Genomic DNA, 26,068 nt, shown 5'->3' with positions numbered 1-26,068 from the left:
CAACAATACTTAAAACCAACACAACGACCCATGGAAATCCTTGACGGAAAAAAAGTATCCAATCAGATAAAAGAAGAAATCACCGTTGAGGTGGCCCAAATGAAAGAGCGGGGCGAAAAGGTCCCTCATTTGGCAGCTGTTTTGGTAGGTAACGATGGCGCAAGCCTTACCTATGTGGGAAGTAAAGTGCGTTCCTGTAAAAAAATAGGATTCGATTCCACATTGATTCACCTTCCTGAGGAAACAACGGAAGAGGAACTGTTGGAACAGGTCCATAACCTGAACAATGACCCGGACATTGACGGATATATTGTTCAGCTTCCTTTGCCCAATCATATTGATGAGGAAAAAGTACTCATGGCCGTAGACCCCGATAAAGATGTGGATGGATTCCATCCTACCAACTTTGGTAAAATGGCCTTGGATATGGAGACCTTCATTTCAGCCACCCCGTTTGGGATAATGGAATTACTGAAGCGATACAAAGTGGAAACGGAAGGAAAACATACCGTTGTAATCGGTAGAAGTCATATCGTAGGTAGGCCCATCAGTATTTTAATGAGCCAAAAAGGAAACCCTGGTAACTCAACAGTGACCCTTGCCCATAGTAGAACCAAAAATTTAAAGGAATTGACGCTTCAGGCCGATATTGTTATATCAGCTCTTGGTGTTCCTAAATTTTTAAAGGAAGATATGGTCAAAGAAGGCGTTACCATAATCGATGTGGGTATAACCCGAGTCCCTGACGATTCCAAAGAAAAGGGATACTACATTACAGGCGATGTGGATTATGAGGCTGTAAGTAAAAAAGCCTCATATATTACTCCTGTTCCCGGTGGAGTGGGCCCAATGACCATAGCAATGTTATTAAAGAACACTCTTTTGGCCAGAGAACGCCATAACACAAAAAAATCTTAGTTAACGTTATCCTGTTCTGTCTTTAAAGCTGTTTGTTGCTCTTCTTCCGGTGTCAGAATGTCAAATTCTGTGTCGCTTTCATCATTGGTGCAGCTGGATACCGCCATCGCTGAAAAAATAAGGGTAATAAAAAGTAAAATTGTCTTCATAATAGTAGGATTTGGGCCGATCTTAAAGATCTAATACATACATTAATAACGAATTAGGGGTCAAAATCTTGTTTTTATTATCAAAATATCGATAACTTACCCAAAGCTAAATCCTGCAATATGGCTCAGACAGCAAGAAATAAAGTGGCTTGGGTGGTTTTTGTTTTTTTGGCCATAGGTATTGGTCTTTATCCTTTGGTTTACCTTTTTGCTTCTTCTGATTTCGGGTTATTACAAAGCAAATCATCGGATCTGTTGTCCGATACCATATGGAAAATCGCATTCTATGGGCACATTGCTTTTGGAGGTTTGGCCTTAATCGTAGGTTGGTCCCAATTCATCAAAAAATTAAGGACACAGCGTCTACAACTTCATAAAAATCTAGGGAAAGTATATGTGGTTTCTGTTTTAGCCAGTGGGGCTTGCAGTATTTACTTGGGTTTTTATGCAACCGGTGGACTGATTTCCTCCCTAGGGTTTATCTCTTTGGGCGTTATTTGGTTATTCACTACGCTAAGGGCCTACCTTGCAATTAAGAAAAGGGATATTTCCTTGCACCAGGGTATGATGGTCTATAGTTATGCCGCCTGCTTTGCAGCGGTAACCTTAAGAATTTGGTTGCCCACACTTACCATAGTACTTGGGGAATTTCTGCTGGCCTATAAAATAGTGGCTTGGCTCTGTTGGGTTCCCAATATAATCTTTGCCCATTTATGGGTAAGAAAAAAAGGACTCAACTTGGTTTGAATTATTTGGCGAAAAGTTGTCCCATGTCTTTGAAAGCTTTGAATTCCAATGCATTTCCTGCTGGATCTAAAAAAAACATGGTCGCTTGTTCCCCTGGTTTGCCCTCAAATCTAATATAGGGCTCAATTACAAACTCAATACCTTTCTCAATAAGTTCTTTGGAAAAGCTCTGGAACGTATCCCAAGGAAGAACTACCCCATAGTGTGGCACGGGCACATTTTTTCCATCGACGGGATTGGTGTGCGTATCATCTTCAGATTTTGGCTTGTAATGAATCACAAATTGGTGTCCGAAAAAATTAAAGTCTACCCAATGATCGTCACTTCTACCTTCTTCGCAACCAAGCACATCTCGATAAAAAGTTCTGCATTCTTCTAAATTGTGGACCGGAACGGCTACATGAAAGGGGGTTATTTTTTGCATGGTATATTTTTTCTGAAAATTAGGACAACTTTATCAAGCTTCCAAAAATGAAATAATCTGATCGTTAACATCATCTTGGTGCATGGAATGCCCAAGCCCCTCGGTGCTGACCAAGGTACTGTCTTTCCAATTGTTGTTTACGGCAACCGAGGCATGGTATGGGGTTATATTATCGTGCTTGTCGTGAAACAACAAACCTTTCTTGCTCAGGGTACGGGCAAATTCAGAGGTGGAGAATTCATCGATCTTAAATCCGAACCTATTGTACACATATTGGTCCAAATGGCGCATTACCCTATTGTTGAATTTTAGAAGATCTTGGAAGTGCTCCATAATTTCGTGAAATTCTGACGGGGATCCAATGGTCACCATTTTCTCTACTTGATCATTCGGGTTTTTATACTGGTTATAGATAATTGTCATCCCGCCCACGGAGTGGCCTATCAGGTGTTTCGGATTGTATTTTTTCACCATATAGTTCACCGCCTGTTCATAAAGCGGGACATACAGATGTTTTCCCGAAGAATAGCCATGTGATGGCGCATCGAATGCTATGATGTTAAAGTCGGCTTCCCTCAGTTTTTTGATGAGGTTTCTCCATCTAAACGTATTGCTCTCCCACCCATGTACAAGAAGCACTGTTTCTTTGTTGCCGGGCCAATGGTACGATTGTATTTTGTGTCCCACAACTTCTTCAGTGTCAAGCTTAAAGCCGTCCAAATATTCCGCTTGTTCCGGATTGATCCTTCCTTTTCTAACCGTGCAGAAAACATGGAAAGCACTTTCTGCAGCTTTTTTGGGAGCCAAAAGGGTATAGGCATTATAATACTGCCCATATGCCAATGGAACTATCTTGTTCAATAACTTTTTCATCTCGGAAGCGTTGTATCGTGCTTATTCCCAGCCGATCATCAAGTATTTGATTTTGGCATCATCAGGAATCTGGACTGCTTCGATTTCTGAAGTGGAGAAGCGCAGGTTCTCCGGAAGTTCCTCTTTGTCAATGGTAAAATATAAGTTGCTTCCTTTGGGGAAGACCACGATACTGTTCAAGGTGGTCACTATTTTCTTTATGTCGTATTTACTTTGGATATCCTTAAAAGTACTCTGAAGCCCAATTCCTTTTTCAGAAAGGTATCGGTTATCCATGACCCTAATATTCTCTATGGTAGGGATACTGTCGGAGTTGGCCGTAAGGGTCAACAAATGTTTACCTCCTTTTTCGTACACCTCAATTTTTTTGGAAGCATTTCCCAGGTTCAGCCTTGTGGTATCCCTAATTACGGAATCCTTTACAAAAGTCGATTCCAATTCGTTTACCGTGGTGGTCGGGGTCAAAGGGCCAACACTGGATTCGGTTATTAAAAATGTTGTATCATTTTGGCACGAATGCAATAGGGCAACACCGATAATCAGTGTTATAACTTTGGTTGTCTTTTTCATATAATTTATCGAATCACTTTTTTTAATACTCCTAATACACCGCGAATAAATGTAGCACTGGTGAGTACTTTAACCACAGGGTTCATTCGGGTACTTTTTCTACTTGTAGACCTTCTACTACTTGTTCTTACTTCCTTTTCCTTTTCGGCCTCTTTCTCTACTTTTTCTATTTTTTCGTTGAGTATTTCGTAGGCACTCTCACGATCAATTTCCTCATTGTATTTTTTTATCAATTTGGAACTGTCCAGTACTTCTTTTATTTCGGAATCGCTCAAAATATCCATACGGCTCATTGGTGCCCGCATCATGGTCGCTGCCAGTGGGGTAGGTCTTCCTTTTTCATCCAAAGCGGAAATAAGGGCTTCTCCAGTACCTAACGAAGTCAAGATTTCTGCGGTATCATAAAAATCGGATATTGGGTAATTTTGTGCTGTTAGTTTAATGGCCTTTCTGTCCTTGGCCGTAAATGCCCGTAACGCATGCTGTACCTTTAATCCCAACTGTGCCAATACATCGTCGGGAACGTCTGTTGGGTTCTGGGTCACAAAATAGAGCCCTATACCCTTGGAACGTATCAATTTTACAATGCTTTCAATCTGGTCTAGAAGGGCTTTGCTTGCATTATCAAAGATCAAATGCGCCTCGTCAATGAACAACACCAATTCAGGTCTATCACTATCCCCTTGTTCGGGAAAAGTGGAATAGATTTCGGCGAGTAAGCTCAACATAAATGTTGAGAACAGTTTGGGTCGGTCTTGGATATCAGTCAAACGGATAATGTTCACGTAGCCTCGACCATTTTCATCAATTCGCACCAAATCATCAACATCGAACGATTTTTCACCAAAGAATAGATCTGCTCCCTGTTGTTCCAGTTCAATAATCTTTCTTAAAATCGTTCCAGTGGAACTTGTGGAAATGCGGCCATAGGCTTTTTGAAACTCATCCTTACCTTCTCCTGTGGCATATTGTAATACCTTTTTAAAGTCCTTCAGGTCCAAAAGGGGCAACTTGTGGTCGTCACAGTATTTAAAAACAACGGCCACAATGCCTTCTTGCGTAACGCTCAGGTCCAATATTCTTGATAAGAGTACGGGGCCAAACTCTGATACGGTGGCCCGTAAACGGACCCCGCTTTGTTCGGAAAGCGATAGAATCTCAACGGGAAAACCCTTGGCCTCAAATGGTAATCCTATTTTTTCGTGGCGTTCATCAATTTTTGGGTGCCCTGGGCTTGGTTGGGCAATACCGCTCAAATCGCCTTTTAAATCCATTAGGAGAACTGGAATACCTTTGTCCGAAAGGTTTTCTGCCAAAACCTGAAGTGTCTTGGTCTTTCCAGTACCCGTTGCCCCGGCGATCAAACCGTGGCGGTTCATGGTTTTTAAAGGAACCTTTATGTAGGCATTTGTTATGGTTTCGCCATCCAACATCCCGGCGCCCATAGTAATATAGTCGCCTTTCATGGCGTAGCCCTGTTCTATATGCTCAAAGAATTTTTCTTTGTTGCCCATTGCGTTCAATTTCCGATAAAAATAGGGTAATTTTAAGCAAAACTAAAAACGAGATCATGAAACCTTTTCACTATCTATTCCTGTTTATTTTGATGTGCGGGACAATCACAACTACATACGCACAAGAAAGCACCGAGATTATTTTTCATAAGTCGCACGAGCCCAAAAAGCAAGGTGCACCTTATAGCGATGCAGTGCAAGCGGGGAATATGTTCTTTTTGGCCGGCCAATTGGGAATGGACCAGACAACAAGAACCTTGGTGGAAGGTGGCATTCAGGCTGAAACCGAACAGGCCATCAAAAATATTCAGGATGTGTTAAAGCAACATGGTTTAACCTTGGACAATGTGGTGAAGTGTACGGTGATTTTAAGTGATATCAATGATTTTGCCGCTTTTAATGAAATATATACCCAGTATTTCACCAAAAAACCAGCAAGGACAACTTTTGCAGCAAAAGGCATAGCTGCCAATGGGAACATAGAAATCGATGTTATTGCCGTAAAATAGAGGTGAAACCACAGAAGAGGCCTATCTTTGCAAAATGGTAGAAGAAAACGTGATGGATTTGGTGGAAAAGGGCCTTATGCTGCCTCTTATGGAGGAATTTTATACCATTCAAGGGGAAGGTTACCATAAAGGGACAGCTGCTTATTTTATAAGGGTAGGAGGATGCGATGTGGGATGCCATTGGTGCGATGTAAAGGAAAGTTGGAATGCAGAAACACACCCGCCTACGGCAATCGATAGCATTGTGGCGAATGCAGAAAAATACTCTGATACCATTGTAATTACAGGAGGGGAGCCGTTAACGTGGGATATGGGACCTTTGACCGAAGGGCTCAAGGCAAAGAACATGAAAATCCATATTGAAACTTCTGGCGCCTATCCACTGACCGGAGTTTGGGATTGGATTTGCCTATCCCCTAAAAAGAACAAGCTTCCCGTGGGTGATATTTATGAAAAAGCCCACGAACTCAAAGTAATCGTTTACAATAAACACGATTTTATATTCGCGGAGGAGCAGGCATCCAAGGTCGGTGAAGATTGCATACTTTATCTGCAGCCTGAATGGAGCGTGAGGGAGAAAATGGTGCCACAGATCGTGGATTATGTGATGAAAAATCCTAAATGGAAAGTTTCCCTGCAAACGCATAAGTACTTGAATATTCCCTAAAACAATTTGTTTCCGCGTTTTTTGATGGTTTCAGTAGGGTGTGTCCGAGCATCTTTATCCATTAGGAAATACTCAAAAGTTGCATCTTAAACGTCCATGTGCCATCCATATTCTTTGTGCATAAAACCGCATATGTGGACCCACCAAGTTTTCCTTTGTAATGTGAGATTTTGAAATAGGCCTTTTGAAGGTTTTTAGAATAATAGAGGTTCTGGAAACTATAATAGCCGCCATATCCCGATTTCTGGCGAAGTTTCTTGTACGAAGCAAAAAAATCCCCGCTATCAATCAGTTGTAAACTAACACCTTTTTTTTGGGAGAAATGAATTGAATTCAATCTCCGAACAGTTGGTCGGACATCTCCTATAAATGATAAATCGCCTAAGCTGTTGTCGGTAATGGCTATCGGCTCCTTATTATATTCAATCACAGGATTTATGTAGATAGTGAGCGGAGGCAATTTGTTGATGATAGAACCTGGTTTGGTGCGGCCATCGACACCTAAGCTATCCTGTAGTTCAGGCGGGGGAGGAGGTTGATATATTCGAATATCACTTTTTTGTTGATTGATTCGTGCTTCAATAAAAGCATTGATGACCTCTAAGTCACTTCGCTGACCTTCAGGAGTGCAGGACAGGGCAAATAAGGTGAAAACCAGGATAAAGCAATGTATCGTTTTAAAAGTTGCTTTTCCAAACAGATTCATTGCCAGTTGATGTTTCTTAAGAGGTTAGCGTCCCCCATATTTTTGGAGGTCCAAGAGGCATTCTGGTCCTATATCGGGAACGGACTCTAAACCTTTGGAAGCATTTTGTTGCATTTGCTTTAGCAAGGATGCTCCAAACTGTATTTCGGCCCTCATTAAACAACCATCCACATTGCAATGGTTTTCCGCCTCTGCATCTTCATGATCATTGACCGATTGTGTGGACAAGTTTACCAAACCGAACAAATGTCCAAATTCGTGCAACAAAGTAGCAGTCTCAATTTCTTCGGTGGTAATGGCAGCGCTGCTGCTTGCCATTTGCTTTACGGTTGACTCATAAATTACCATAGAGGTGTTTCTATACACAGCACCCAATGTTACAAGGTCGCTGTTGTCAGCATCGCCTTCCGAAGGTGCATCTGCGAAAAATATGTGAACAGCCAAGGTTGAACCATTGTTGTACTCGTTCCTGTTCTCCTCTTCCAAATCAACAACTTCCTGAAGGGTTAAGCTTTCTTCATTGGTCGCTGGTACAGCTGAATACCGAAATTCTATCGTTTGTTTAAAGGTCCTTGCCAATAAAAATTCTTCAAAATTGGCAATTGCACCCGCAGTTGGAGCAAAACCCGTCACATAATCTATCTCGATCAAAAGTTTGTCGAAATTGTCGTTGGAAAGTAAGTCCCTGGCAGATGCCCCGGTTGTTAACAGATTTCCAGCTTTTAAGTTTGTGTTGGAATCGGGTGATGAAGTAACATCGGAATCTTTGGAGCAACTTAACAGCAGGCCAAAGCTCAGGAGGGTGATTAAAGCAATTTTTTTCATAACAAAGTAATATGTAATAGAACGATCCACATTGGATTCTATTATTTCTTTAACGTAAGCTTTGCCAAATAGTCGTAATGCTCCCCTGAAATTACAAGTTCACAATTAAAACCATTTGAATCACAGGCATTTTGTAAGGTATTAAAATCTACATAAACCCAATCAAAAGGGGCGCTTTTAACTCCTTTATATTCCATTTCAAAAGAAACCTCTCCATAGTATGAACCATCGTTCGGTATCCAATAACCGCCATCCTCATCCTGTTCGAACATGTAGATGATATCGCTGGAATCAAGCAGAACCTGACCATTGGGTTGCAATAATGAAGCCAAATGTTGTAAAAATGGACTTAAATTATTCAATTTCCCTGCTAGGCCGATACCGTTCATAAGTAAAAGAAGGGTGTCGTACCTTTCTTCGGAGTAATCTAAAATAGTATTCAGGACAACAGAAGTTAAGCCTCTCTCCTTACATACATCAACACATCCTTCTGAGTTGTCCAGAGCGGTCACCTCAAATCCTTTATTTTGAAGATATAGTGCATGGCTGCCAGCTCCGGCCCCAATATCCAAGACTTTTCCTTTTGCCAATTTCAAGGCTTTTTGTTCAATTACGGGCATTTCCTTAAAACCCCTGAACAAATAGGGAATGGGAATTACATCTTCTTCATCTAAAGATGAATACGTTTTTATGTCCTCTGTATAATGGCCGCTTTGATAATCTTTGATGGCCATTCCAAAAACGTCTGCCATAGCTCGTATTGTTTGTGCAAAGGTGGGACTTTAATTGCATAGAAAGGTTTAAAATGGATAAGTTTGTGCACTATGGAGGAAATACTCAGGGATTTACCGCAAAAGGCCAGGGAGAAGCATTCCGAGAACAAAAAATTCTTTGGCAAGCTAAAAAAGCGTCCCCCAAAAGATTTGGATTATACCATGCAAGAGCTGCACCATGCAGAGTTTGAGAGAACGGACTGTCTAAGCTGTGCCAATTGCTGTAAAACAACGGGTCCCTTGTTCACCAACGCTGATATTGAAAGGATTGCTAAGCACTTTAGGATGAAGCCTTCCCAGTTTATTAATGAGTTTTTAAGGGTTGATGAGGAAAACGATTATGTGTTGCAACAGGTGCCCTGTACTTTTTTGGGAGCCGATAATTATTGTTCCATTTATGATGTTAGGCCCAAAGCCTGCCGAGAGTTTCCCCACACAGACCGAAAAAAGTTCCAACAGATTTCTAATCTCACAATGAAGAATGTTGCCATTTGCCCTGCGGCATACAATATTGTGGAGGAGATGAAAAAAAACATCAAATTTTAATGATTTGCTATATTTGAAGGAATGGAACAGATTATTTCATATTTCGAGACCATTCCTTCATTGCACCGAAGTCTTATTTTGGTAGGAGGAATCACTTTTTTCTGGATTTTGGAAGGGATGGTGCCCTTGTTCAATGTGCCCTATAAAAAATGGCGGCACTCGGTCCCTAATTTCTTTTTCACGTTAACCACTATAATCGTGAACTTTCCACTGGCGTTTTTGTTGCTCAAGTCTTCCGATTGGGCAGTGGAAAACCAATTTGGTATAATCAATTGGTTGCCGGAGATGCCATTATGGCTCTATGTGGTCCTTGGTGTAATGTTATTGGACCTGATCGGTGCCTATGCCGCCCATTGGGTGGAACATAAGGTAAAGCCGCTATGGATGGTTCATCTGGTGCACCATTCCGATCATAATGTGGATACTACCACCGCTAACCGACATCATCCATTGGAAAGTTTGATTCGTTATGCGTTTACACTGGCCGGTGTGCTCATTGTTGGTGCCCCGATAGGTATCATTATGTTGTATCAAAGTTTGTCGGTGGTGTTCTCTCAATTCAACCATGCCAATATCCGTTTGCCCAAAAAAGTGGATAATGCCATCAGTTGGTTTATTGTGAGTCCGGATATGCATAAAGTACATCATCATTATCAATTGCCCTATACCGATTCCAACTACGGAAATATTTTCTCCATTTGGGATCGATTGTTCGGTACTTACATGACAATGAATCCAAAAGACATTGTTTATGGAGTGGATACCTTCCCTGATGAAAAGGAGAACAGTAGCATCAAAGGGTTGCTAAAACAACCTTTCCATAAGTATCGAAGACCAACTACCGAGGGATAGGATGTATTTAAAAAGTAGGCAGTCATAATTATCGCTTGTCAGTTCGAGCGCAGTCGAGAACGCTTTCCTGAATACCAACCATCAACCAAAAACCAATAACCAACACCCACTTGCTCAATCATAAATCAGATACTTCTCTCTAATTTTTTTAAAACTTTCTAAGTCGTTTTGCCAAGTGGCTTTGATTTCTTCATTGGTCATTCCTTGCTCAATTTGTTGTTGTAGAAGGGGGGTGCCCGCATGTTTGGTAAATCCGCTGGTCAGAAAGAATTTGGATTTGTCCGAAGTGTTGTTGTAAGCATCAATAATCCATTGCATGGTCACCTCGCTCATTCTAGGTGTGTTTGAGAGGTCATTGCCATAACAGGTTTTGCCTTCTTCTTTGGGGTATTTGGAACCGAAGTTGGGCTCGGGCACGTAGCTAAAGTCATAAGCTGTACTATCCATAAAAGAAGCTCCGTAACGTTGAAACTGGAATTCTGTGCCCCGTCCAGCATTAACATTGGTGCCTTCAAACAGCCCTAAACTGGGATATAATGTAATCGATGTGTCGTTGGGTAGGTTAGGGGAGGGTCGAATGGGTAAATGGTATTCGGATTCGTGAGTGTAGTTCTCCAGTTTAATTACCGTTAAATCGGCTTTGATGCCATTTTCCAACCATCCTTCACCATTCAACATTTGGGCATATTCGCCCATGGTCATCCCATATACCAAGGGAATCGTGTTCATGCCCAAATAACCGGCATGTTCCTTCAACATGGTGGGGCCGTCCACATAATGTCCGTTGGGATTGGGTCGGTCCAGCACAAGAATAGGAACATTGTTTTCGGCACAAGCTTCCATAACCAGCTGTAAGGATGCTATAAAAGTGTAGAACCTGACCCCCACGTCCTGTATATCAAAAACAATTATATCCAACTCGCTCAATTGCTCTTGGGAAGGTTTTCGGTTTTTACCATACAGTGAAATTATGGGTAAACCCGTTTGGGTGTCCATTCCGTCCTTTACGTGTTCTCCAGCATCTGCTGTACCTCTAAATCCATGTTCGGGAGCGAACACTTTTTTTACATCAATTCCAGAAGATAGCAAGGTGTCTACCAAATGCGTATATCCCTTTTCCTTAAAAATCACACTTGTTGGATTGGCCACAACACCTACGGTTTTTCCCTTTAACAAAGGCAAGTAAACTTCGGTCTTGTTCGCTGCCACTTTTATGGGTGCAGGTGCTTCTATTTTTGTTTCTGAAGTTGAATTTGGTTCTTTTTGTTGTCCCTTGCATGCGGAAAACATCAAAAACAACAATAAAACTGTACTTTTGAATCTAGATAAAATGGGCATTCGTTGAATTTAGAATTATTTATTGCCAAACGCCTTGTTACAGGGAAGGAACATAAAATTAGTATTTCCGCCCCGATAATAAAAATTGCCATCACTGCGATTGCAATAGGTGTGGTAATGATGCTCATTGCCATTGCTACAGGTGTGGGCCTTAAAAATAAGATACGCGAAAAGGTAGCGGCCTTCAATGGGCATATTCAAATTTCCAACTTCAATAACAATAACTCGGAGGTTTCCCTGATTCCTATTTCCAAAGATCAAAACTTTTATCCCGATTTCGAAAGTGTTGATGGTATAAAGCATGTGCAGGCGGTAGCCACCAAAGGTGGAATTATTAGAACGGCAGATACTTTTGAGGGCATGTTGGCCAAAGGGGTGGGTACGGACTACGACTGGACCACCTTTAAAGAGTATTTGGTGGATGGAAGGTTGCCCGACTATACCGGCAAACTCAACGAAGAGGTACTTATATCAAGTTTAATGGCCAATCGGTTACAGTTAAAGGTAGGGGATAGTTTCTTTTCATTTTTTTTAAGGGACGGAGATGCTTCCAAACCACCGAACAATAGAAGGTTCGAAATTGTTGGGATATATGATAGCGGTTTTGAGGAGTTTGATGAAACCTATGTCTTCGTGGATATCCGGCATATTCAATTGATGAACCGTTGGGAGGATGACCAAATTGGGAATTTCGAGGTCTTTTTGTACGACTTTGACCAAATTGAAGAAAAAACAAATGAGATTTATAATAGCACCATTTCTGTGCTGGATACGCAAAATATAAAGTCCAAATACTTTCGCATTTTTGAATGGATAGGTCTTTTTGATTTTAACATAGCCCTGATCATAGGAATAATGATTATAGTTGGCGGTATAAATATGATCACGGCCTTGCTTGTGCTTATCTTGGAACGTACCCAAATGATCGGAATTTTAAAAGCATTGGGGTCGGCAAATTGGAGTATCCGCAAAGTGTTCCTGTACAATGCGGCCTATTTAATTGCCATTGGTCTGTTCTGGGGCAACCTGATCGGTCTTGGGTTGATTTTTCTTCAGGACCGCTACCGAATGTTTAAATTTCCCAATCCGGAAGAATATTATATCGAATACATTCCGGTCCATATGGATGCACCCACCATTTTACTCTTGAATATCGGGGTCATGTTGCTTTGTTTGCTCATGCTTTTGGTACCTTCTTACATCATCACGAAAATAACTCCGGTAAAGGCGATTCAGTTCGAGTAGAAGATGCTTGGTTTTGCAGGCTTTGTCAATCTATTTTGATAACTTGTCCTGCAAAATAACCCACCATGACAATAAGATATTTTTCGACCATTTTGGCACTGATTCTAGTTACTTCCTTAAGTGCCCAAAAACTTTCCAGGACAGAAAAAAAGATAGTTTCCACTATCGAGAAAAACAATCAGGAAGCAATCGGTTTTCTTGAGAAAGTAGTCAATATCAACAGTGGAACCCTAAATGCCGAAGGGGTCAAAAAGGTTGGTATGGTCTTTAAAGATGCCTTTGATGATATAGGATTTGAAACGACTTGGATAGAAATGCCTGCAGAAATGAACCGTTCTGGTCATTTGTTTGCAGAAACTTCTGGTAAAAAAGGAAAAAAGTTGTTGCTCATAGGGCACCTGGATACGGTTTTTGAAGAAGACAGTCCTTTTCAGACCTTTGAAATGGTCAACGATAGCATTGCCCATGCCCCAGGTGGGAACGATATGAAAGGCGGCGACGTAATTGTACTATATGCGTTGAAAGCCTTGCACGACAATGGACTTTTGAATGATGCCCAGATCATTGTCGCTTTTACAGGTGATGAAGAGAGTACCGGCAGTCCACTTTCCATTAGTCGAAAAGATTTGATAGATGCTGCCAAGCGAAGCGATATAGCATTGGGTTTCGAAAATTCAACTGGTTTTAACTACGCCACAGTAGCTAGAAGAGGTTCGTCGGGATGGTCCGTGGAAGTTGACGGAAAACGAGCCCATTCTTCAGGAATTTTTAGCGAAGGAACAGGTGCTGGTGCGATTTTTGAAATGTCAAGGATCCTGCATGAATTTTATACGGATGTCAAAGGAGAGGATCTACTGACCTTTAACCCAGGAGTACTTCTTGGAGGAACTTTCGTGAATTACGATGAGCTAAAAAGTAAGGGAGATGCTTTCGGCAAGAGTAATGTGGTAGCTCAAAAAGCAGTGGTTAAAGGAGGGCTCAGGTTTATTTCTGAAGAACAAAAAGAGCGTGCACGGAACAAAATGAGGGAAATCGTCGCCAATAACCTACCCAAGACTTCGGCAACCGTAAGTTTTACGGATAGTTATCCGGCCATGCAGCCCACGGAAGGGAATCTTCAATTGCTGCAAACATTGAACGAAGTGAGCCTTGATCTAAAGCAAGGGGAAGTTATAGCGTACGATCCGGGTAAAAGAGGAGCGGCCGATGTATCCTTTGTAGCAGAATATGTAGATGGATTGGATGGATTGGGAACCATGGGAACAAATGCCCATACCCCACAAGAAACAGTTAATCTCAACACAATTGAGGCATTGACCAAACGTACCGCGATTCTAATCTACAGATTGATAAACACCAAGTAATGGTAACACTTAAAAAAGATAATTCCCGTGTGAGTATAGATGCAGGGGAATTGGTAAGTTTCGAAGTTGACGGACATGAGTTTATACACCAAAAGGGAAGCCCAGGGTGGGGAAGTGCGGATACCGAAATGTTTCCGATCATCGGACCTGTAAATGAGGCAGGTTTCCGTGTTGAAACACCCAAGAGTATTGCCGTTCAGGACCAGCACGGACATTTGCGCCAAATGGAATATCAATTGGAGCACCAAACCGATACATCAGTGGTATATGTAAAGGATTACCGAGCAGGAACCGAGGTGTACAACTCCAAGTTTCCCGAAAAGTCAACAGAAGAAGCACTTACATGGCCCTACGACTTCAGGTTCGAAAAATCCTTTTTGCTTACAAAGGATGGTCTGGAAGTACATTTTAGTATTACCGGGGAAAAGGGTATGCCATTTATGTTGGGGTACCATCCAGCATTTAAGATTTACACGGAGTCACCGGTAATTGTTGCCAATGGTGAAGAGATTGCTTTGGATGAGGTTCTGGCAGTGGGAAGCCGGGCGCTCCAAGTGGCCGATTGTACTAGCATAACATTTAAGGATAAAAAAGAGATTACCATAGAGACAGAGGAATTTGGCAATTTTATGTGCTGGACAGAAGTTAGGAACATGGTGTGTATAGAGCCTATTTCTTTTTATCCCTACGCTGTTGAGCAGAACAAACTGCATGAGGGTTTTCAACAGCTGGACAATATATCCACTTTCAAGGTTGTCCTTAAGCCCAACGCATAGTTAACTGAACTTTTTTTGAAGTTCATCAACAACGGATTCGGTTTTTATGTACTGCTGTTGTCTATTTAAGATTACGGGAGCGGATTGCCTCACCTTGCAATCCGCAATGGCACATCGCTCGCAGGTTACCCCTACATCATAGGGTTTAATGTTCGGGTCGTTTAAAAATTCCACCTTTTTTTTGAGTTGGTCATTGATCAATAGACCAAGGCTTACACTCCGGTATTCCTCTTTCTTAAATGGGTCTGCCGTAGCACTGGAAAAAATGAGATAGGACAATCCGTCATTGGGATAATGCGAAATCTGTACATCCATAAGATGGTCTTCCGTGCCTTTGGCAATATCCTGTAACACCCGAATGGATACCCATCTCCTACAATACTTTTCGTTGGTTTCGTTTCCGTGCGGTGAATGTTGATGGGTAAGGTGCAACTCTTTGGTGATCTCAAAATGGTTGCTTCCCCCTTTATGGCTCAATCGCAAGAAAAATAGATTTTCCAATTGGTAGTCGTTGGGCAAAATATTGGTCAAACGTTGATACAGTGATTCGGGCGAAGCGTTGTAGTTGTTTTTTATACCAGCCAAGAATGTTTTGTCGAAATGGGGCTTGGATAAAAACGCATCTATATTTTTTTTGATCAAACCACGCGGAATTACCAGTGCGCCGGCAAAGTAGGAGGCGTAAAAGTTGTTGAGTACCTGGTCAAAATTGTTGAATTTGATCCAAGTAAAGGTATATAGGCGTTCCTCGATCTGTAAATAATTGTAACCGATTTCTTTGGCGTAGATAAAAGCCCTCTGCGCCTCATCAATATGATCGGCAATCAAAAGTGTTTTGGTCTTTGGTACAAAAATGGACCGCAGTTTATCGAGCTCTTTATATTTGGTCAGCTCATCGTTGTTTATGGTGTACCCATATTCCTCGATCAATATTTCCTCCAACTCTTCAGAAGTAGGAGACTTTTTTAAGTTGACCTGATAAGCTTTGGCAAAATTTTGAACTGCTTCTTCCAGATCAGGGAAAAAGTTGTTGCTCGCCTCTTGGAAGGAACGTAGCGAAGCCAGGTAAAAATTTTCCTTTCCAAAATTGTAGTGCTTCGCAATTTCTATTATGGTGCTGATAAAGGCATTCACTTTAGTTGGCGCATTGGCTACGATATCAATAAGGTCACTCTCCTTGATACCAAAGAGTTCCAGTGGTAACTCTTTTAGCACTTTGGATTTTAGGAGTTCACCGACCGGAGCCAAGTTCTTGTCCAATTTTAGGGACACCATACTATCGTAGGGTACCTCTAATTTTTCCGCCAAGAGCGCAATCTTATCTGTTTTGGGGTATTTTTTCCCTTTTTCAATCTCGTTCAAATACGATTTTGAAAGTCCGGAAAGCTTGGAAAGCCCAAACAAGGATAACTTTCTCTTGGTTCTTATCTGCTTGAGCTTCAGCCCAAATATTAATTTGATGTATTCTTCTTCCATTTTTCGTGATCAAAGATATGTTTTTTTGCGAATCTATTAAAAATAGCGAATAAACATAAAAAAGCGAACGTTCGCTTGATTTTCTCAAACGTTTGCGTTAATCTTGTTTAACAAAATGAAATCTATTATGGAAGAAGCAATAATGACCAGAACAACATTGCAGTTTGCAAAGGAGGTAACGAATTATTATCCAGAATTGTTGACGGATCAAGCTTTGGAGTTTTTGATTGAGCTACATCAAAAATTCAACCGATCCAGATTGCAATTGCTGGAAGAGAGAACTAAAAGGCAAATACAATTTGACCTAGGTGTTTTTCCAGAATTTTCTGAAGAAACCCAACAGACCAGAACGGCTGATTGGAAAGTGAAGGGTATTCCCGAAGACTTGTTGGATAGACGTGTGGAAATAACCGGACCAGTGGATCGGAAAATGGTCATCAATGCATTGAATTCCGGAGCCAAGACTTTTATGGCGGATTTTGAAGACAGCAATGCCCCATCTTGGTATAATTGTATGCAGGGACAGCAAAACTTGATTGATGCCAATGAAAGGACCATAACCTATCACGACTCCAAAAAAGGGAAGGATTATAAACTGAACGATGAGGTAGCTGTATTGCTTGTGCGTCCAAGAGGGCTTCATTTAAACGAACGCCATATATTGATCAACGGCGAAGAGACTTCCGGTAGCTTGGTAGATTTTGCTTTGTATGTTTTCCACAATACGGGAACACTCCGACGTAGAAAATCGGCACCCTATTTTTATTTGCCCAAATTAGAGCATTATTTGGAGGCACGGTGGTGGAACGAGGTAATGACCTTTGCCGAAGAGTATTTGGGAATTCCCGTAGGTACCTTCAAGGCCACGGTGTTAATTGAGACCATAACCGCAAGTTTTCAGTTGGATGAGATCATCTACGAGCTCAAAAACCATATCGTGGGACTTAATTGTGGAAGATGGGATTATATATTTTCCTATATCAAGAAGTTTAAGAACCATCCGGAGTTTATTATGCCGGACAGAGATCAGGTGACCATGACAGTGCCGTTTATGGATGCTTATTCCAAGTTGGTAATTCAACGGTGCCATAAAAGGGGAATACACGCCATGGGAGGCATGGCTGCACAAATTCCAATAAACAACGACCCGATTGCCAATGAGAAGGCATTGCAGAAAGTTCGTTTGGACAAGGAAAGGGAAGTTAAAAACGGGCACGATGGAACATGGGTGGCACACCCAGGACTGGTAAAGATTGCTAAGGACATCTTTGATCAGTATATGCCCGGGCCCAACCAATTGGACAAACTACGTGCCGATGATGTGATCACAGCGGATGATCTTATTGCGGTGCCCGAGGGAACGATCACCGAAAAAGGTATTCGAAAGAATATCTCCGTTGGGATCATGTACCTGGAATCTTGGTTGAGGGGCAACGGTTGTGTCGCTATCAATAATTTGATGGAGGATGCGGCTACCGCGGAAATATCCAGAACACAGATCTGGCAATGGCTCAAATTCAATGTCAGGTTGGACGATGGCAGAAAATTGACCGATGAGCTCTATCAATCCATTTTAAATGAGGAAATCACCAAAATACGACATCTGGTCGGTGAAGGAAACATGCACAATACCAAGTTTGAGGAAGCCACCGCATTGTTCGATAAATTGGTGAGGACCAAAAAGTTTGAAGAGTTCTTGACCACCAAGGCTTATCGGGAAATTTAAACAGCACACATACAGAATCAATAAAAAAATCCCAAGAATGCGCGAACATTACATGGGATTCAAGTCAAATTTCGAATTATAAAATTATGGAAAAAAAGGAAAAAATTCAAGCTCTTGTAACGGATTGGACAGTAAATCCGAGATGGAAAGGTGTGGAACGCCCCTATACCGCAGAGGAAGTGATCAAACTTCGTGGATCCTATGAAATTGATCATTCCATTGCAAGAATCGGCGCCGAGAAGCTTTGGAACAAATTGAACAGCCAAGATTTTGTGGCAGGTTTGGGAGCATTGACAGGTAATCAGGCCATACAGGAAGTTGAAGCCGGTCTCGATGCCATTTATTTAAGTGGTTGGCAAGTTGCTGCCGATGCGAACTTATCGGGGGAAATGTATCCCGATCAATCCCTGTATCCTGCCAATAGTGTTCCCATGGTGGTAAAGCGTATCAATAATGCCTTGTTGAGGGCCGATCAAATACAGACCGTAAATGGAGCTGCTCCAAAAAAGGATTATCTGGTTCCTATTGTTGCGGATGCCGAAGCTGGTTTTGGAGGCAATCTAAATGCCTTTGAGCTGATGAAATCCATGATTGAGAACGGAGCCTCCGGTGTTCATTTTGAAGACCAGTTGAGCTCTGCCAAAAAATGCGGTCACTTGGGAGGCAAGGTGTTGGTACCCACCCAAGAAGCCATAAATAAATTAATTGCGGCCAGATTGGCTGCGGATGTTATGGGAGTACCGACCATAATCATTGCCAGAACGGATGCCGATGCGGCCAATCTATTGACCAGTGATATAGATGAGAGAGACCATCAATTCTTGACAGGAGAACGTTCCCCGGAAGGTTTCTTTTATGTGAACAATGGTTTGGAGCAAGGGATAGACCGTGGATTGAGCTATGCTCCTTTTGCAGACCTGATCTGGTTGGAAACCTCCAACCCAGATTTGGAGCAGGCCAAAAAGTTTGCGGAGGGCATTCATAGTAAATTCCCTAATAAAATGTTGGCTTATAATTGTTCGCCATCATTTAACTGGGCAGCGAAATTGAGCGTAAAGGAAATGGAGAGTTTTAGGGAGGAACTGGCCGCTATGGGGTATAGGTTCCAATTTATCACCCTTGCCGGTTTCCATGCACTGAATACAAGTATGTTCGAACTTTCCAGGTCCTACAAGGAAAGGGGAATGGCCGGATATTCTGAACTGCAGGAGCGGGAGTTTGCCCTGCAGAAGGATGGTTTTAAAGCTGTAAAACATCAAGGTTTTGTTGGAACCTCTTACTTTGACATGGTTCAAAATGTGGTGACTGCCGGTAAGGCGAGTACCATGGCCATGAAAGATAGTACCGAAACTGCTCAGTTCAAATAATGTATTTTTTCAACCTGTAGTTATTTGTTCATATGAAGTGCCCTCAATTTTGGGGGCATTTTTTATGAGGGCACGTTCATGATATGGGTATCCGAATGTTTCAAAAGATACTGGGTAAGAATACTATCGGTTTCCACGGTATGTTTTTGTGGGGTTATAAAGGCTTCAATATCTTCAAGCGAAGATATTTCCATGTCCCTGTCTATAAAACCAAACCCCTTGTATATCCCATCTGCAATTAAAACCACCGCATTTTCATTACTGTCCCTTCCCTTTTCTTTGATAATGCGTATTTCCGAAGCCAACATTTTCATATGTTCAATGGCCGTGCTTACCTTATGGTTATAATGTTCTAAAGTTTCTTCTCCCCTGCATATGCCCTCACACGTATTTATTTCATGATGCGAGCAAGCGGTATTCGTTTGTTGTAAATGACAATATCTTGGGCAAAGTGCAAAGGTTTTGCATACCTCCTCTAGATACAATCTGCATTCGGTCTGATTATGAAAAATCTTGAGCGGATTCGGAATACCCTTTATGATGTTATAAGCTAGGTGCATTATACCGTTTCTGTCTTCGTAGGCAAAAATGGCGTATTGTTTTCCTGTTCTTTTTTGAGCACGATTATACGGGGGGAAAAGCCTTTTTATTTCTGCAGATTCCATAAGCAGCGCGACCAATTCACTCCCCGATAGTTTAAAATCTATATGGGTTGTTTCTCCGCACATCTGAATCTCCTTTCTGCTTTTGTCATAAAAATGTCCCAGAACCCGCTTCTTCAGGTTAATGGCCTTGCCAACGTAAATAATTTCCCCTTTTTGGTTCAAGAAATAATATATACCAGGTTTTTGGGGAATATTGTCAAATACAGATTTGGGTAAATGAGGTGGTAGGGTGGCCTCTTGGCTACGGGCGTTCAGGAATTTTTTGAATACTTCGTCCGAGGCTGGGTTTCTCAAGAGCTTTTCGAACAGAAGTACCGTAGCATGAGCATCCCCACGGGCCCGGTGACGGTCCGATAACGGTATCTCAATAGCCGAGCAGAGTTTGCCCAAACTGTAAGAACGAAGCCCAGGAATCAATGTTCTGGACAATCGTACGGTACAGAGTTTCTTTCTTGTGAAATCAATACCGATTTGCCTGAATTCCTCTTTGATTACCCCATAATCAAAATTGACCGAGTGCGCCACAAAAATACAGCCCTCCGTAATGTTCTGGATGTTATCTGCAATCTCATCAAAAGTAGGTGCGTGCTGCACCATTTGATCGTCTATTCCAGTAAGCCCGGTAATAAAATAGGGGATGGGACATTGTGGGTTCACCAATGATGTGAATTCATCCACAATCTGGTCTCCATCATATTTAAAAATGGAAATCTCGGTAATCTTATTGCCCTTGATTCCATTTCCAGTGGTCTCTATGTCTATTATGGTGTACAAATCGCTATTGAATAAATATTGAAATTAGAGATAAACTGAAAAGTGTCCAAATTACTGCCCGTCGTACAAACAAAAAATAGTATCATGCGCACATTGCAAACCTTAGGGCAATCGGTACCATTGATATTAAATGGACCCATTGTCGATGGAGTATCCGCAAGAAGGTTAACATACTATCAAAAATGGATAATAATATCTAATTGACTATACCTGATAGACGTAACTTTATGCATCCTTTGATTATAATAAATTCAAAAAAAATATGGGTGTTCCAAAACCACACAATGTAAGTAAAACCACCTTGGTCAATTGGGTGGTTCTTGCCTGGATGTTAACCTGTTCCATAACATTTGGCCAAAAAATGCACTATGAAGTCAGTTTTGTGGAGCCCCAAAAACATTATGCAGAGGTGAAATTGATCTGTAGTGGTCTACAGGGTGAAAAAAATAGTTTTGAACTGCCCGTTTGGTCACCAGGTTATTATAAAATAATGGACTTTCCAAAGTATATAGTAGATTTTCAGGCTAATGATGACTCAGGGAAAATCCTGAATTGGCAAAAGACAACAAAGAGTACATGGGAAGTGGAAAATGGTACAAATTCCAATATCGAAATAACTTACCGGGTATTTGCAAACCATAAATCTGTTGCAGAATCCAATATAAATGAAAAGAGGGCATTTATTATGCCCAATACCTTGTTTATGCACCTCGCTGGTAAAATTGATATGTCCGTGACCATCGATTTTTCACCGTATGGCCAATGGCAATCCATATCCACCGGAATGCAAAAGGAAGATAACGGAACCTATTACGCCGAAAATTTTGATATTCTTTATGATAGCCCGGTATATATGGGAAACCACAATACGTATGATTTTGAACATAGAGGAAAATCCTATCATTTGGCAGTAGCAACGCCAGAAGGACTTAAAGAGCAGGAGTTTATTGGTGATTTAAAAAAAATAATGGATGCATCGACCGATTTAATGAAGCATGTGCCCTATGATAATTACTGTTTTATTATGATGGAAGCTGGAGGGGGTGGTCTGGAGCACTGGAACTCGCAAGCAGTATTTACGGGAGGTACATTTGAGTTTGCATCTCGGGAAAATTATGTGGATTACCTGAATTTTATAACCCATGAATATTTTCACCTTTATAATGTAAAGGCTATTAGGCCCATTGAGTTGGGGCCGTTCGATTATAGCAAGGAAAATTATACCGATATGCTATGGGTCTCGGAAGGGCTTACAGTTTATTATGAGTATATAATAATGCTAAGGGCAGGACTTTTGCATCCCAATGCCGCATTGGATTATTTGTCAGATTCCATCCGGCGATACGAGAATATAGAGGGTAAGGACCATATGTCACTTTCTAGGTCGAGCTTTGATATTTGGCTCAACTTTCTAAATATGGAGGAAAATGCCCAAGAAACCACTATCTCATATTATAACAAAGGACCTATAATAGGACTGCTACTGGACTTGGCCATAAGAAATGGTTCGAACAACCAGAATTCTTTGGATGATGTTATGCGTTTTCTCTACAATGAATATTATTTGAAGGAAAACAGAGGTTTTAAAAAAGAGGAGTTTTGGGCAATTTCTGAAGAGTTGGCCGGCACACCGCTTGATGAGATCAAGGATTATGTAGAAACAGTGGCCCAAATTGACTATCAAAAATATTTGGATTACGCAGGGCTAAAAATTGATTTGAGCGAATTGGAAAGCGATTCCAAGTTGGTAAAGCGATCATTTAAAATAATGGAGATGGCAAAACCCGATAAAAAGCAGTTGGCCATTCGAAAATCGCTTTTATATCCATCATCAAACTAATGTTAGAATTGAGTGCGGTACTGCGTAGGAGTACAACATTTAATCTCTTTGAATTTCCTGTTGAAATTGGCAATATTGTTAAAACCGCATTGCTCTGCAATGACCGCTATCGATAGTTCGGGATTCTTGATGATGAGCTTGCAGGCATTTTCAATCCGAATTTCAATCAGAAACTGAAAAAATGTTTTGTTCGTACGTTTTTTAAAGTATCTGCAAAAAGCATTTTTACTCATATTGGCCTTTTCGGCAATCTCATCCAAAGTAATGGGTTCTTGAAATTTCTCCATGGTATAATCATATACCTTGCTCATACGCTTACCTTCATCATCACTAAAGGATTTGCGGTAAACAAAAGAAGATAGTGGCGTTGTTCTTGATCTATTGATTTGGTGAATGATCATTAAAAGGGAAGCAATCTGCTCTACTTTACTTTGTTTGGCAAGGGATTGGAACAGTGGAATAATTTTGGTATTTCTGGAGGTGACCCTCATTCCAAATTCTGATTTTTTAAAGAAGTTTTGGATAGCGGATAAATCCGTCAGTTGAAAAAAATCCTTTCCAAAAGAGTCTTTGTTAAAAAATAAGGTATGCATTAGGGACTCTTCCTTTATTCGTGTATCACTTCGGAACACATGGGGAATATAACTTCCAATGACCAAAATATCCCCAGCTTTATATTCATTGATACTATCGCCCACAATCAAGGATCCCGATCCTTTTTCCACAAAGCTTATCTGAATCTCTCCATGCTGGTGCAATTGGTCGTAAAACACCTGCTCACGGTCAATTTGATAAACCAGTGCCTCATTTTTAGGTTTTGGGATTTTAAAGGGGAGGACCTTCATGTATGCCTAAATTAATTCAAAAATTATGTTAGGTGCTAATTTAGGATAATATAGTATAAGAATGAGCTAATAATCATATAAAGGATAGCAATGTGCAATTTGTAATTTTAGATTAAAATAATCAGAAAGCATATGGTAAAGTGGGAAGGCGTAATGCCAGCTGTGACAACAAAGTTTACAAAGGATGATACCTTAGATCTTGAAATGTTCGAAAAGAACATCAAAGCACAGATAGAAGCAGGCGTACATGGGATTATCTTAGGGGGAACCTTAGGAGAGGCCAGTACTTTGGAACAAGAGGAAAAGGAAATCCTCATCAAAAAGTCCGTGGAATTGGCCAATGGCAAGATTCCGGTAATCATGAATGTAGCGGAACAAAGTACAAAAGGAGCTATTGCGGCAGCCCAACATGCCGAAAATGCCGGAGCCCATGGGTTGATGCTATTGCCACCGATGAGGTACAAATCAACCGATTATGAAACCGTAGCTTATTTTAAGGCCGTTGCCAACAGTACATCGCTCCCCATAATGCTATATAACAACCCAGTGGACTATAAGATCGAGGTTACGCTGGATATGTTGGAAGAGCTGATCGAATGTGAGAATATCCAAGCCATAAAAGAGTCGACTCGGGATATCACCAACGTAATTCGAATCCAAAACAGGTTTGGCGATCGCGTTAAAGTTTTTACGGGCGTAGATACCTTGGGACTGGAGAGTCTTGTAATCGGTGCCGTTGGATGGGTGGCAGGATTGGTTTGCGCATACCCGGCCGAAACCGTTGCCATCTATGAGTTGGTAAAAGCGGGAAGAATTCAGGAGGCGCTGGATATCTATCGATGGTTTATGCCTTTGTTGGAGTTGGATATTAGCCCCCAATTGGTTCAAAACATAAAATTGGCAGAAGTGGCCACTGGAATCGGTACCGAACATGTAAGGCCACCAAGGCTACCATTGCAAGGTGCAGAAAGACAAAGAGTATTGAATGTGATAGAAACCGCAATGAAGAACAGACCGGAACTTCCGGAATATAAAAACATAAACAGTGTAGTATGATTACAGGTAAAAACTGTATTGCAGGACAATTTAAGGCCGACGGATCCATCGAGTTCAGAACAATCGACCCCAAAGAAAATGTGGAGAACCCAACCATATTCAAAGAGGCCACTAAAGAAGAGATAGACACAGCCGTTGAAATGGCTTGGGATGCATTTAAGGTATTCCGAAAAGTGCCAGGAACACAAAGAGCAGAATTTTTAAATACCATTGCAGATGAAATTTTGGCACTCGACCAGGAATTGATATCAACTTATATGTTGGAGTCCGGTTTGCCAGAAGGAAGAGCCATTGGGGAAAGGGGTAGAACCGTATTTCAGTTACGTTCTTTTGCTGAGTTGGTGGCCAGTGAAGACTGGCGGGAAAACACTTTTGACGCTGCCCAACCGGATAGAAAACCCTTGCCAAAGGCGGACTTAAGAAAAACAATGATTCCTTTGGGCCCGGTTGCCGTTTTTGGCGCCAGTAATTTTCCATTGGCCTATTCCACGGCCGGTGGCGATACGGCCAGTGCCTTGGCCGCTGGTTGCCCAGTGATCGTTAAAGGTCACCCTATGCATGCGGGTACCAATGAATTGGTGGCCTCTGCCATTGTTAAGGCTGCGGAGAAGACTGGTATGCCACAGGGCGTTTTTTCCAGCATCAATGGAGCTGTGCAGGCCGGTATTGATTTGGTAAACCATCCAAAAGTAAAAGCGGTTGGTTTTACGGGAAGTATTGGAGGTGGAAGGGCACTCTTTGATCTTGCGGCCAAACGCGATGAGCCTATTCCTGTTTTTGCAGAAATGGGAAGCATAAATCCTGTGATCATGACAGCAGATGCCATTTCCAAAAGAGGTGGTGAGCTCGCAAAAACCTATGCAGGTTCCATTACATTGGGTACAGGGCAGTTTTGTACCAATCCTGGACTTTTGTTAACAGTTAAAAGTGGGGATACGGAAGACTTTGTTCAAGAATTGGCCAAGGAAACCGTTGCCATAGCACCACAGACCATGTTGCACCCAAATATCAAAAAGGGTTATGAGTCCAAAGGTGAGGATGTTGTTGCCCAAGAAGGAGTTGAGGTAGTTGGAAAGTATGATGGTGAGTTAAGTGCCAACGACGCAGCTTCGATCATTGCCAGTGTTTCAGGTTCGGCATTTTTGAAGAACCCCAAAATGCATCAGGAGGTTTTTGGTCCTTTTTCCATGGTAGTGCAATGTGAGGATGAAGCAGAGCTTATTAAAATCATAGAAGGTTTGGAAGGCCAATTGACAGGTACCTTGATAGCCGAAAAAGGAGATGCCGCCAATCTGCCGGAAATTGTGGAAGCCTTACAAAATAGGGTTGGAAGAATTATATATAATGGAGTTCCTACAGGAGTCGAGGTGTGTCCGTCCATGCAGCACGGAGGGCCCTATCCAGCATCAACCGATTCAAGGTTTACCGCTGTGGGCATCCATTCCATAAAGCGTTGGGTAAGACCTATCAGTTATCAATCTTTTCCAATGGAATTATTGCCAGACCATTTAAAATAATATCGA

The 26,068-nt window shown here is 41.6% G+C and carries 26 protein-coding genes; 14 read left to right on the top strand and 12 right to left on the bottom strand.

Annotation, left to right across the window (positions count from 1 at the left end):
- Nucleotides 1–30 precede the first annotated feature (30 nt).
- Nucleotides 31–918 carry a bifunctional methylenetetrahydrofolate dehydrogenase/methenyltetrahydrofolate cyclohydrolase FolD gene (gene folD, locus PY091_RS05770; RefSeq protein ID WP_275648745.1) on the top strand — a complete coding sequence of 296 codons (888 nt, stop codon included), beginning with the start codon at nucleotides 31–33 and terminating at the stop codon, nucleotides 916–918.
- On the opposite strand, the gene PY091_RS05765 is transcribed toward folD, so the two are convergent.
- Nucleotides 915–1,067, bottom strand: a complete 153-nt coding sequence (locus PY091_RS05765) for a hypothetical protein (RefSeq protein ID WP_275648744.1) — start codon at nucleotides 1,065–1,067, stop codon at nucleotides 915–917. The two genes, folD and PY091_RS05765, sit on opposite strands and share 4 nt — an antisense overlap.
- A gap of 120 nt (nucleotides 1,068–1,187) precedes the next feature.
- Here PY091_RS05765 and PY091_RS05760 point away from each other — a divergent pair, with 120 nt between their 5' ends.
- A complete protein-coding gene (locus PY091_RS05760; protein ID WP_275648743.1) occupies nucleotides 1,188–1,814 on the top strand; it encodes a DUF2306 domain-containing protein in 627 nt (208 codons plus the stop codon).
- A 1-nt stretch (nucleotide 1,815) separates the two neighbouring features.
- Here the strand turns inward: PY091_RS05760 and PY091_RS05755 are convergent, their stop codons facing one another.
- Genes PY091_RS05755 through PY091_RS05740 form a run of 4 tightly spaced genes read right to left on the bottom strand, consistent with a single transcriptional unit; the run spans nucleotide 1,816 to nucleotide 5,195 of the window.
- On the bottom strand, nucleotides 1,816–2,238 hold the full coding sequence (locus PY091_RS05755; protein ID WP_275648742.1) for a VOC family protein: 423 nt from the start codon (nucleotides 2,236–2,238) through the stop codon (nucleotides 1,816–1,818).
- A 33-nt stretch (nucleotides 2,239–2,271) separates the two neighbouring features.
- On the bottom strand, nucleotides 2,272–3,111 hold the full coding sequence (locus tag PY091_RS05750; protein ID WP_275648741.1) for an alpha/beta hydrolase: 840 nt from the start codon (nucleotides 3,109–3,111) through the stop codon (nucleotides 2,272–2,274).
- Between the two features lie 21 nt (nucleotides 3,112–3,132).
- Nucleotides 3,133–3,681 (bottom strand): hypothetical protein, encoded by a 549-nt coding sequence (locus tag PY091_RS05745; RefSeq protein WP_275648740.1) that lies wholly within the window; start codon nucleotides 3,679–3,681, stop codon nucleotides 3,133–3,135.
- Between the two features lie 5 nt (nucleotides 3,682–3,686).
- Complete coding sequence (locus tag PY091_RS05740; protein WP_275648739.1) at nucleotides 3,687–5,195, bottom strand: helicase HerA-like domain-containing protein; 1,509 nt, start codon at nucleotides 5,193–5,195, stop codon at nucleotides 3,687–3,689.
- Between the two features lie 56 nt (nucleotides 5,196–5,251).
- Here PY091_RS05740 and PY091_RS05735 point away from each other — a divergent pair, with 56 nt between their 5' ends.
- Nucleotides 5,252–5,704 (top strand): Rid family detoxifying hydrolase, encoded by a 453-nt coding sequence (locus tag PY091_RS05735; RefSeq protein ID WP_275648738.1) that lies wholly within the window; start codon nucleotides 5,252–5,254, stop codon nucleotides 5,702–5,704.
- A 34-nt stretch (nucleotides 5,705–5,738) separates the two neighbouring features.
- Nucleotides 5,739–6,371, top strand: coding sequence for a 7-carboxy-7-deazaguanine synthase QueE (locus PY091_RS05730; protein WP_275648737.1), 633 nt, complete (start codon nucleotides 5,739–5,741; stop codon nucleotides 6,369–6,371).
- A gap of 61 nt (nucleotides 6,372–6,432) precedes the next feature.
- Here PY091_RS05730 and PY091_RS05725 read toward each other — a convergent pair whose 3' ends face one another.
- From PY091_RS05725 to PY091_RS05715, 3 genes are read right to left on the bottom strand one after another with little or no spacing between them, the layout of a single operon-like run.
- On the bottom strand, nucleotides 6,433–7,077 hold the full coding sequence (locus PY091_RS05725; RefSeq protein WP_275648736.1) for a hypothetical protein: 645 nt from the start codon (nucleotides 7,075–7,077) through the stop codon (nucleotides 6,433–6,435).
- Between the two features lie 24 nt (nucleotides 7,078–7,101).
- On the bottom strand, nucleotides 7,102–7,902 hold the full coding sequence (locus PY091_RS05720; protein WP_275648735.1) for a hypothetical protein: 801 nt from the start codon (nucleotides 7,900–7,902) through the stop codon (nucleotides 7,102–7,104).
- Between the two features lie 41 nt (nucleotides 7,903–7,943).
- A complete protein-coding gene (locus PY091_RS05715) occupies nucleotides 7,944–8,654 on the bottom strand; it encodes a class I SAM-dependent methyltransferase (protein ID WP_275648734.1) in 711 nt (236 codons plus the stop codon).
- Between the two features lie 72 nt (nucleotides 8,655–8,726).
- Here PY091_RS05715 and PY091_RS05710 point away from each other — a divergent pair, with 72 nt between their 5' ends.
- Nucleotides 8,727–9,221: a YkgJ family cysteine cluster protein gene (locus PY091_RS05710; protein ID WP_275648733.1), complete on the top strand. Its 495-nt coding sequence runs from the start codon at nucleotides 8,727–8,729 to the stop codon at nucleotides 9,219–9,221.
- 21 nt (nucleotides 9,222–9,242) lie between these two features.
- Nucleotides 9,243–10,073 (top strand): sterol desaturase family protein, encoded by an 831-nt coding sequence (locus PY091_RS05705; protein WP_275648732.1) that lies wholly within the window; start codon nucleotides 9,243–9,245, stop codon nucleotides 10,071–10,073.
- A gap of 114 nt (nucleotides 10,074–10,187) precedes the next feature.
- Here PY091_RS05705 and PY091_RS05700 read toward each other — a convergent pair whose 3' ends face one another.
- Nucleotides 10,188–11,411 (bottom strand): exo-beta-N-acetylmuramidase NamZ family protein, encoded by a 1,224-nt coding sequence (locus tag PY091_RS05700; RefSeq protein ID WP_275648731.1) that lies wholly within the window; start codon nucleotides 11,409–11,411, stop codon nucleotides 10,188–10,190.
- 3 nt (nucleotides 11,412–11,414) lie between these two features.
- Here PY091_RS05700 and PY091_RS05695 point away from each other — a divergent pair, with 3 nt between their 5' ends.
- The 3 genes from PY091_RS05695 (at nucleotide 11,415) to PY091_RS05685 (ending at nucleotide 14,796) form a co-directional block, all read left to right on the top strand.
- Entirely contained in the window at nucleotides 11,415–12,656 is a 1,242-nt protein-coding gene (locus PY091_RS05695; protein ID WP_275648730.1) for an ABC transporter permease, read from the top strand.
- Nucleotides 12,657–12,721: 65 nt separating this feature from the next.
- Nucleotides 12,722–14,020 (top strand): M20/M25/M40 family metallo-hydrolase, encoded by a 1,299-nt coding sequence (locus tag PY091_RS05690; protein WP_275648729.1) that lies wholly within the window; start codon nucleotides 12,722–12,724, stop codon nucleotides 14,018–14,020.
- The gene (locus PY091_RS05685) at nucleotides 14,020–14,796 is read left to right on the top strand and encodes an aldose epimerase family protein (RefSeq protein WP_275648728.1); all 777 of its coding nucleotides are present in this window, start codon (nucleotides 14,020–14,022) and stop codon (nucleotides 14,794–14,796) included. Before PY091_RS05690 ends, PY091_RS05685 begins: the two co-directional genes overlap by 1 nt.
- Here PY091_RS05685 and PY091_RS05680 read toward each other — a convergent pair whose 3' ends face one another.
- Complete coding sequence (locus PY091_RS05680; RefSeq protein ID WP_275648727.1) at nucleotides 14,797–16,272, bottom strand: helix-turn-helix domain-containing protein; 1,476 nt, start codon at nucleotides 16,270–16,272, stop codon at nucleotides 14,797–14,799.
- Between the two features lie 127 nt (nucleotides 16,273–16,399).
- On the opposite strand from PY091_RS05680, the gene aceB reads away from it, so the two are divergent.
- Both aceB and aceA read left to right on the top strand, forming a co-directional pair.
- Complete coding sequence (aceB, locus tag PY091_RS05675; protein WP_275648726.1) at nucleotides 16,400–17,998, top strand: malate synthase A; 1,599 nt, start codon at nucleotides 16,400–16,402, stop codon at nucleotides 17,996–17,998.
- Between the two features lie 86 nt (nucleotides 17,999–18,084).
- The gene (gene aceA, locus PY091_RS05670; RefSeq protein WP_289623474.1) at nucleotides 18,085–19,365 is read left to right on the top strand and encodes an isocitrate lyase; all 1,281 of its coding nucleotides are present in this window, start codon (nucleotides 18,085–18,087) and stop codon (nucleotides 19,363–19,365) included.
- A gap of 62 nt (nucleotides 19,366–19,427) precedes the next feature.
- Here aceA and PY091_RS05665 read toward each other — a convergent pair whose 3' ends face one another.
- Nucleotides 19,428–20,804, bottom strand: coding sequence for an exonuclease domain-containing protein (locus PY091_RS05665; RefSeq protein WP_275648725.1), 1,377 nt, complete (start codon nucleotides 20,802–20,804; stop codon nucleotides 19,428–19,430).
- Nucleotides 20,805–21,066: 262 nt separating this feature from the next.
- Here PY091_RS05665 and PY091_RS05660 point away from each other — a divergent pair, with 262 nt between their 5' ends.
- Nucleotides 21,067–22,644, top strand: coding sequence for a M61 family metallopeptidase (locus PY091_RS05660; RefSeq protein WP_275648724.1), 1,578 nt, complete (start codon nucleotides 21,067–21,069; stop codon nucleotides 22,642–22,644).
- Nucleotides 22,645–22,646: 2 nt separating this feature from the next.
- Here PY091_RS05660 and PY091_RS05655 read toward each other — a convergent pair whose 3' ends face one another.
- On the bottom strand, nucleotides 22,647–23,489 hold the full coding sequence (locus PY091_RS05655) for an AraC family transcriptional regulator (protein ID WP_275648723.1): 843 nt from the start codon (nucleotides 23,487–23,489) through the stop codon (nucleotides 22,647–22,649).
- Between the two features lie 132 nt (nucleotides 23,490–23,621).
- On the opposite strand from PY091_RS05655, the gene PY091_RS05650 reads away from it, so the two are divergent.
- Together PY091_RS05650 and PY091_RS05645 are read left to right on the top strand one after the other, a co-directional pair.
- Nucleotides 23,622–24,545 (top strand): dihydrodipicolinate synthase family protein, encoded by a 924-nt coding sequence (locus tag PY091_RS05650; protein WP_275648722.1) that lies wholly within the window; start codon nucleotides 23,622–23,624, stop codon nucleotides 24,543–24,545.
- The gene (locus PY091_RS05645; protein ID WP_275648721.1) at nucleotides 24,542–26,062 is read left to right on the top strand and encodes an aldehyde dehydrogenase (NADP(+)); all 1,521 of its coding nucleotides are present in this window, start codon (nucleotides 24,542–24,544) and stop codon (nucleotides 26,060–26,062) included. Before PY091_RS05650 ends, PY091_RS05645 begins: the two co-directional genes overlap by 4 nt.
- Nucleotides 26,063–26,068: the final 6 nt, after the last annotated feature.

This window comes from Flagellimonas okinawensis (assembly GCF_029194005.1).
Lineage (GTDB): Bacteria > Bacteroidota > Bacteroidia > Flavobacteriales > Flavobacteriaceae > Flagellimonas > Flagellimonas okinawensis.
This window is presented reverse-complemented; position numbering and strand designations above follow the sequence as displayed.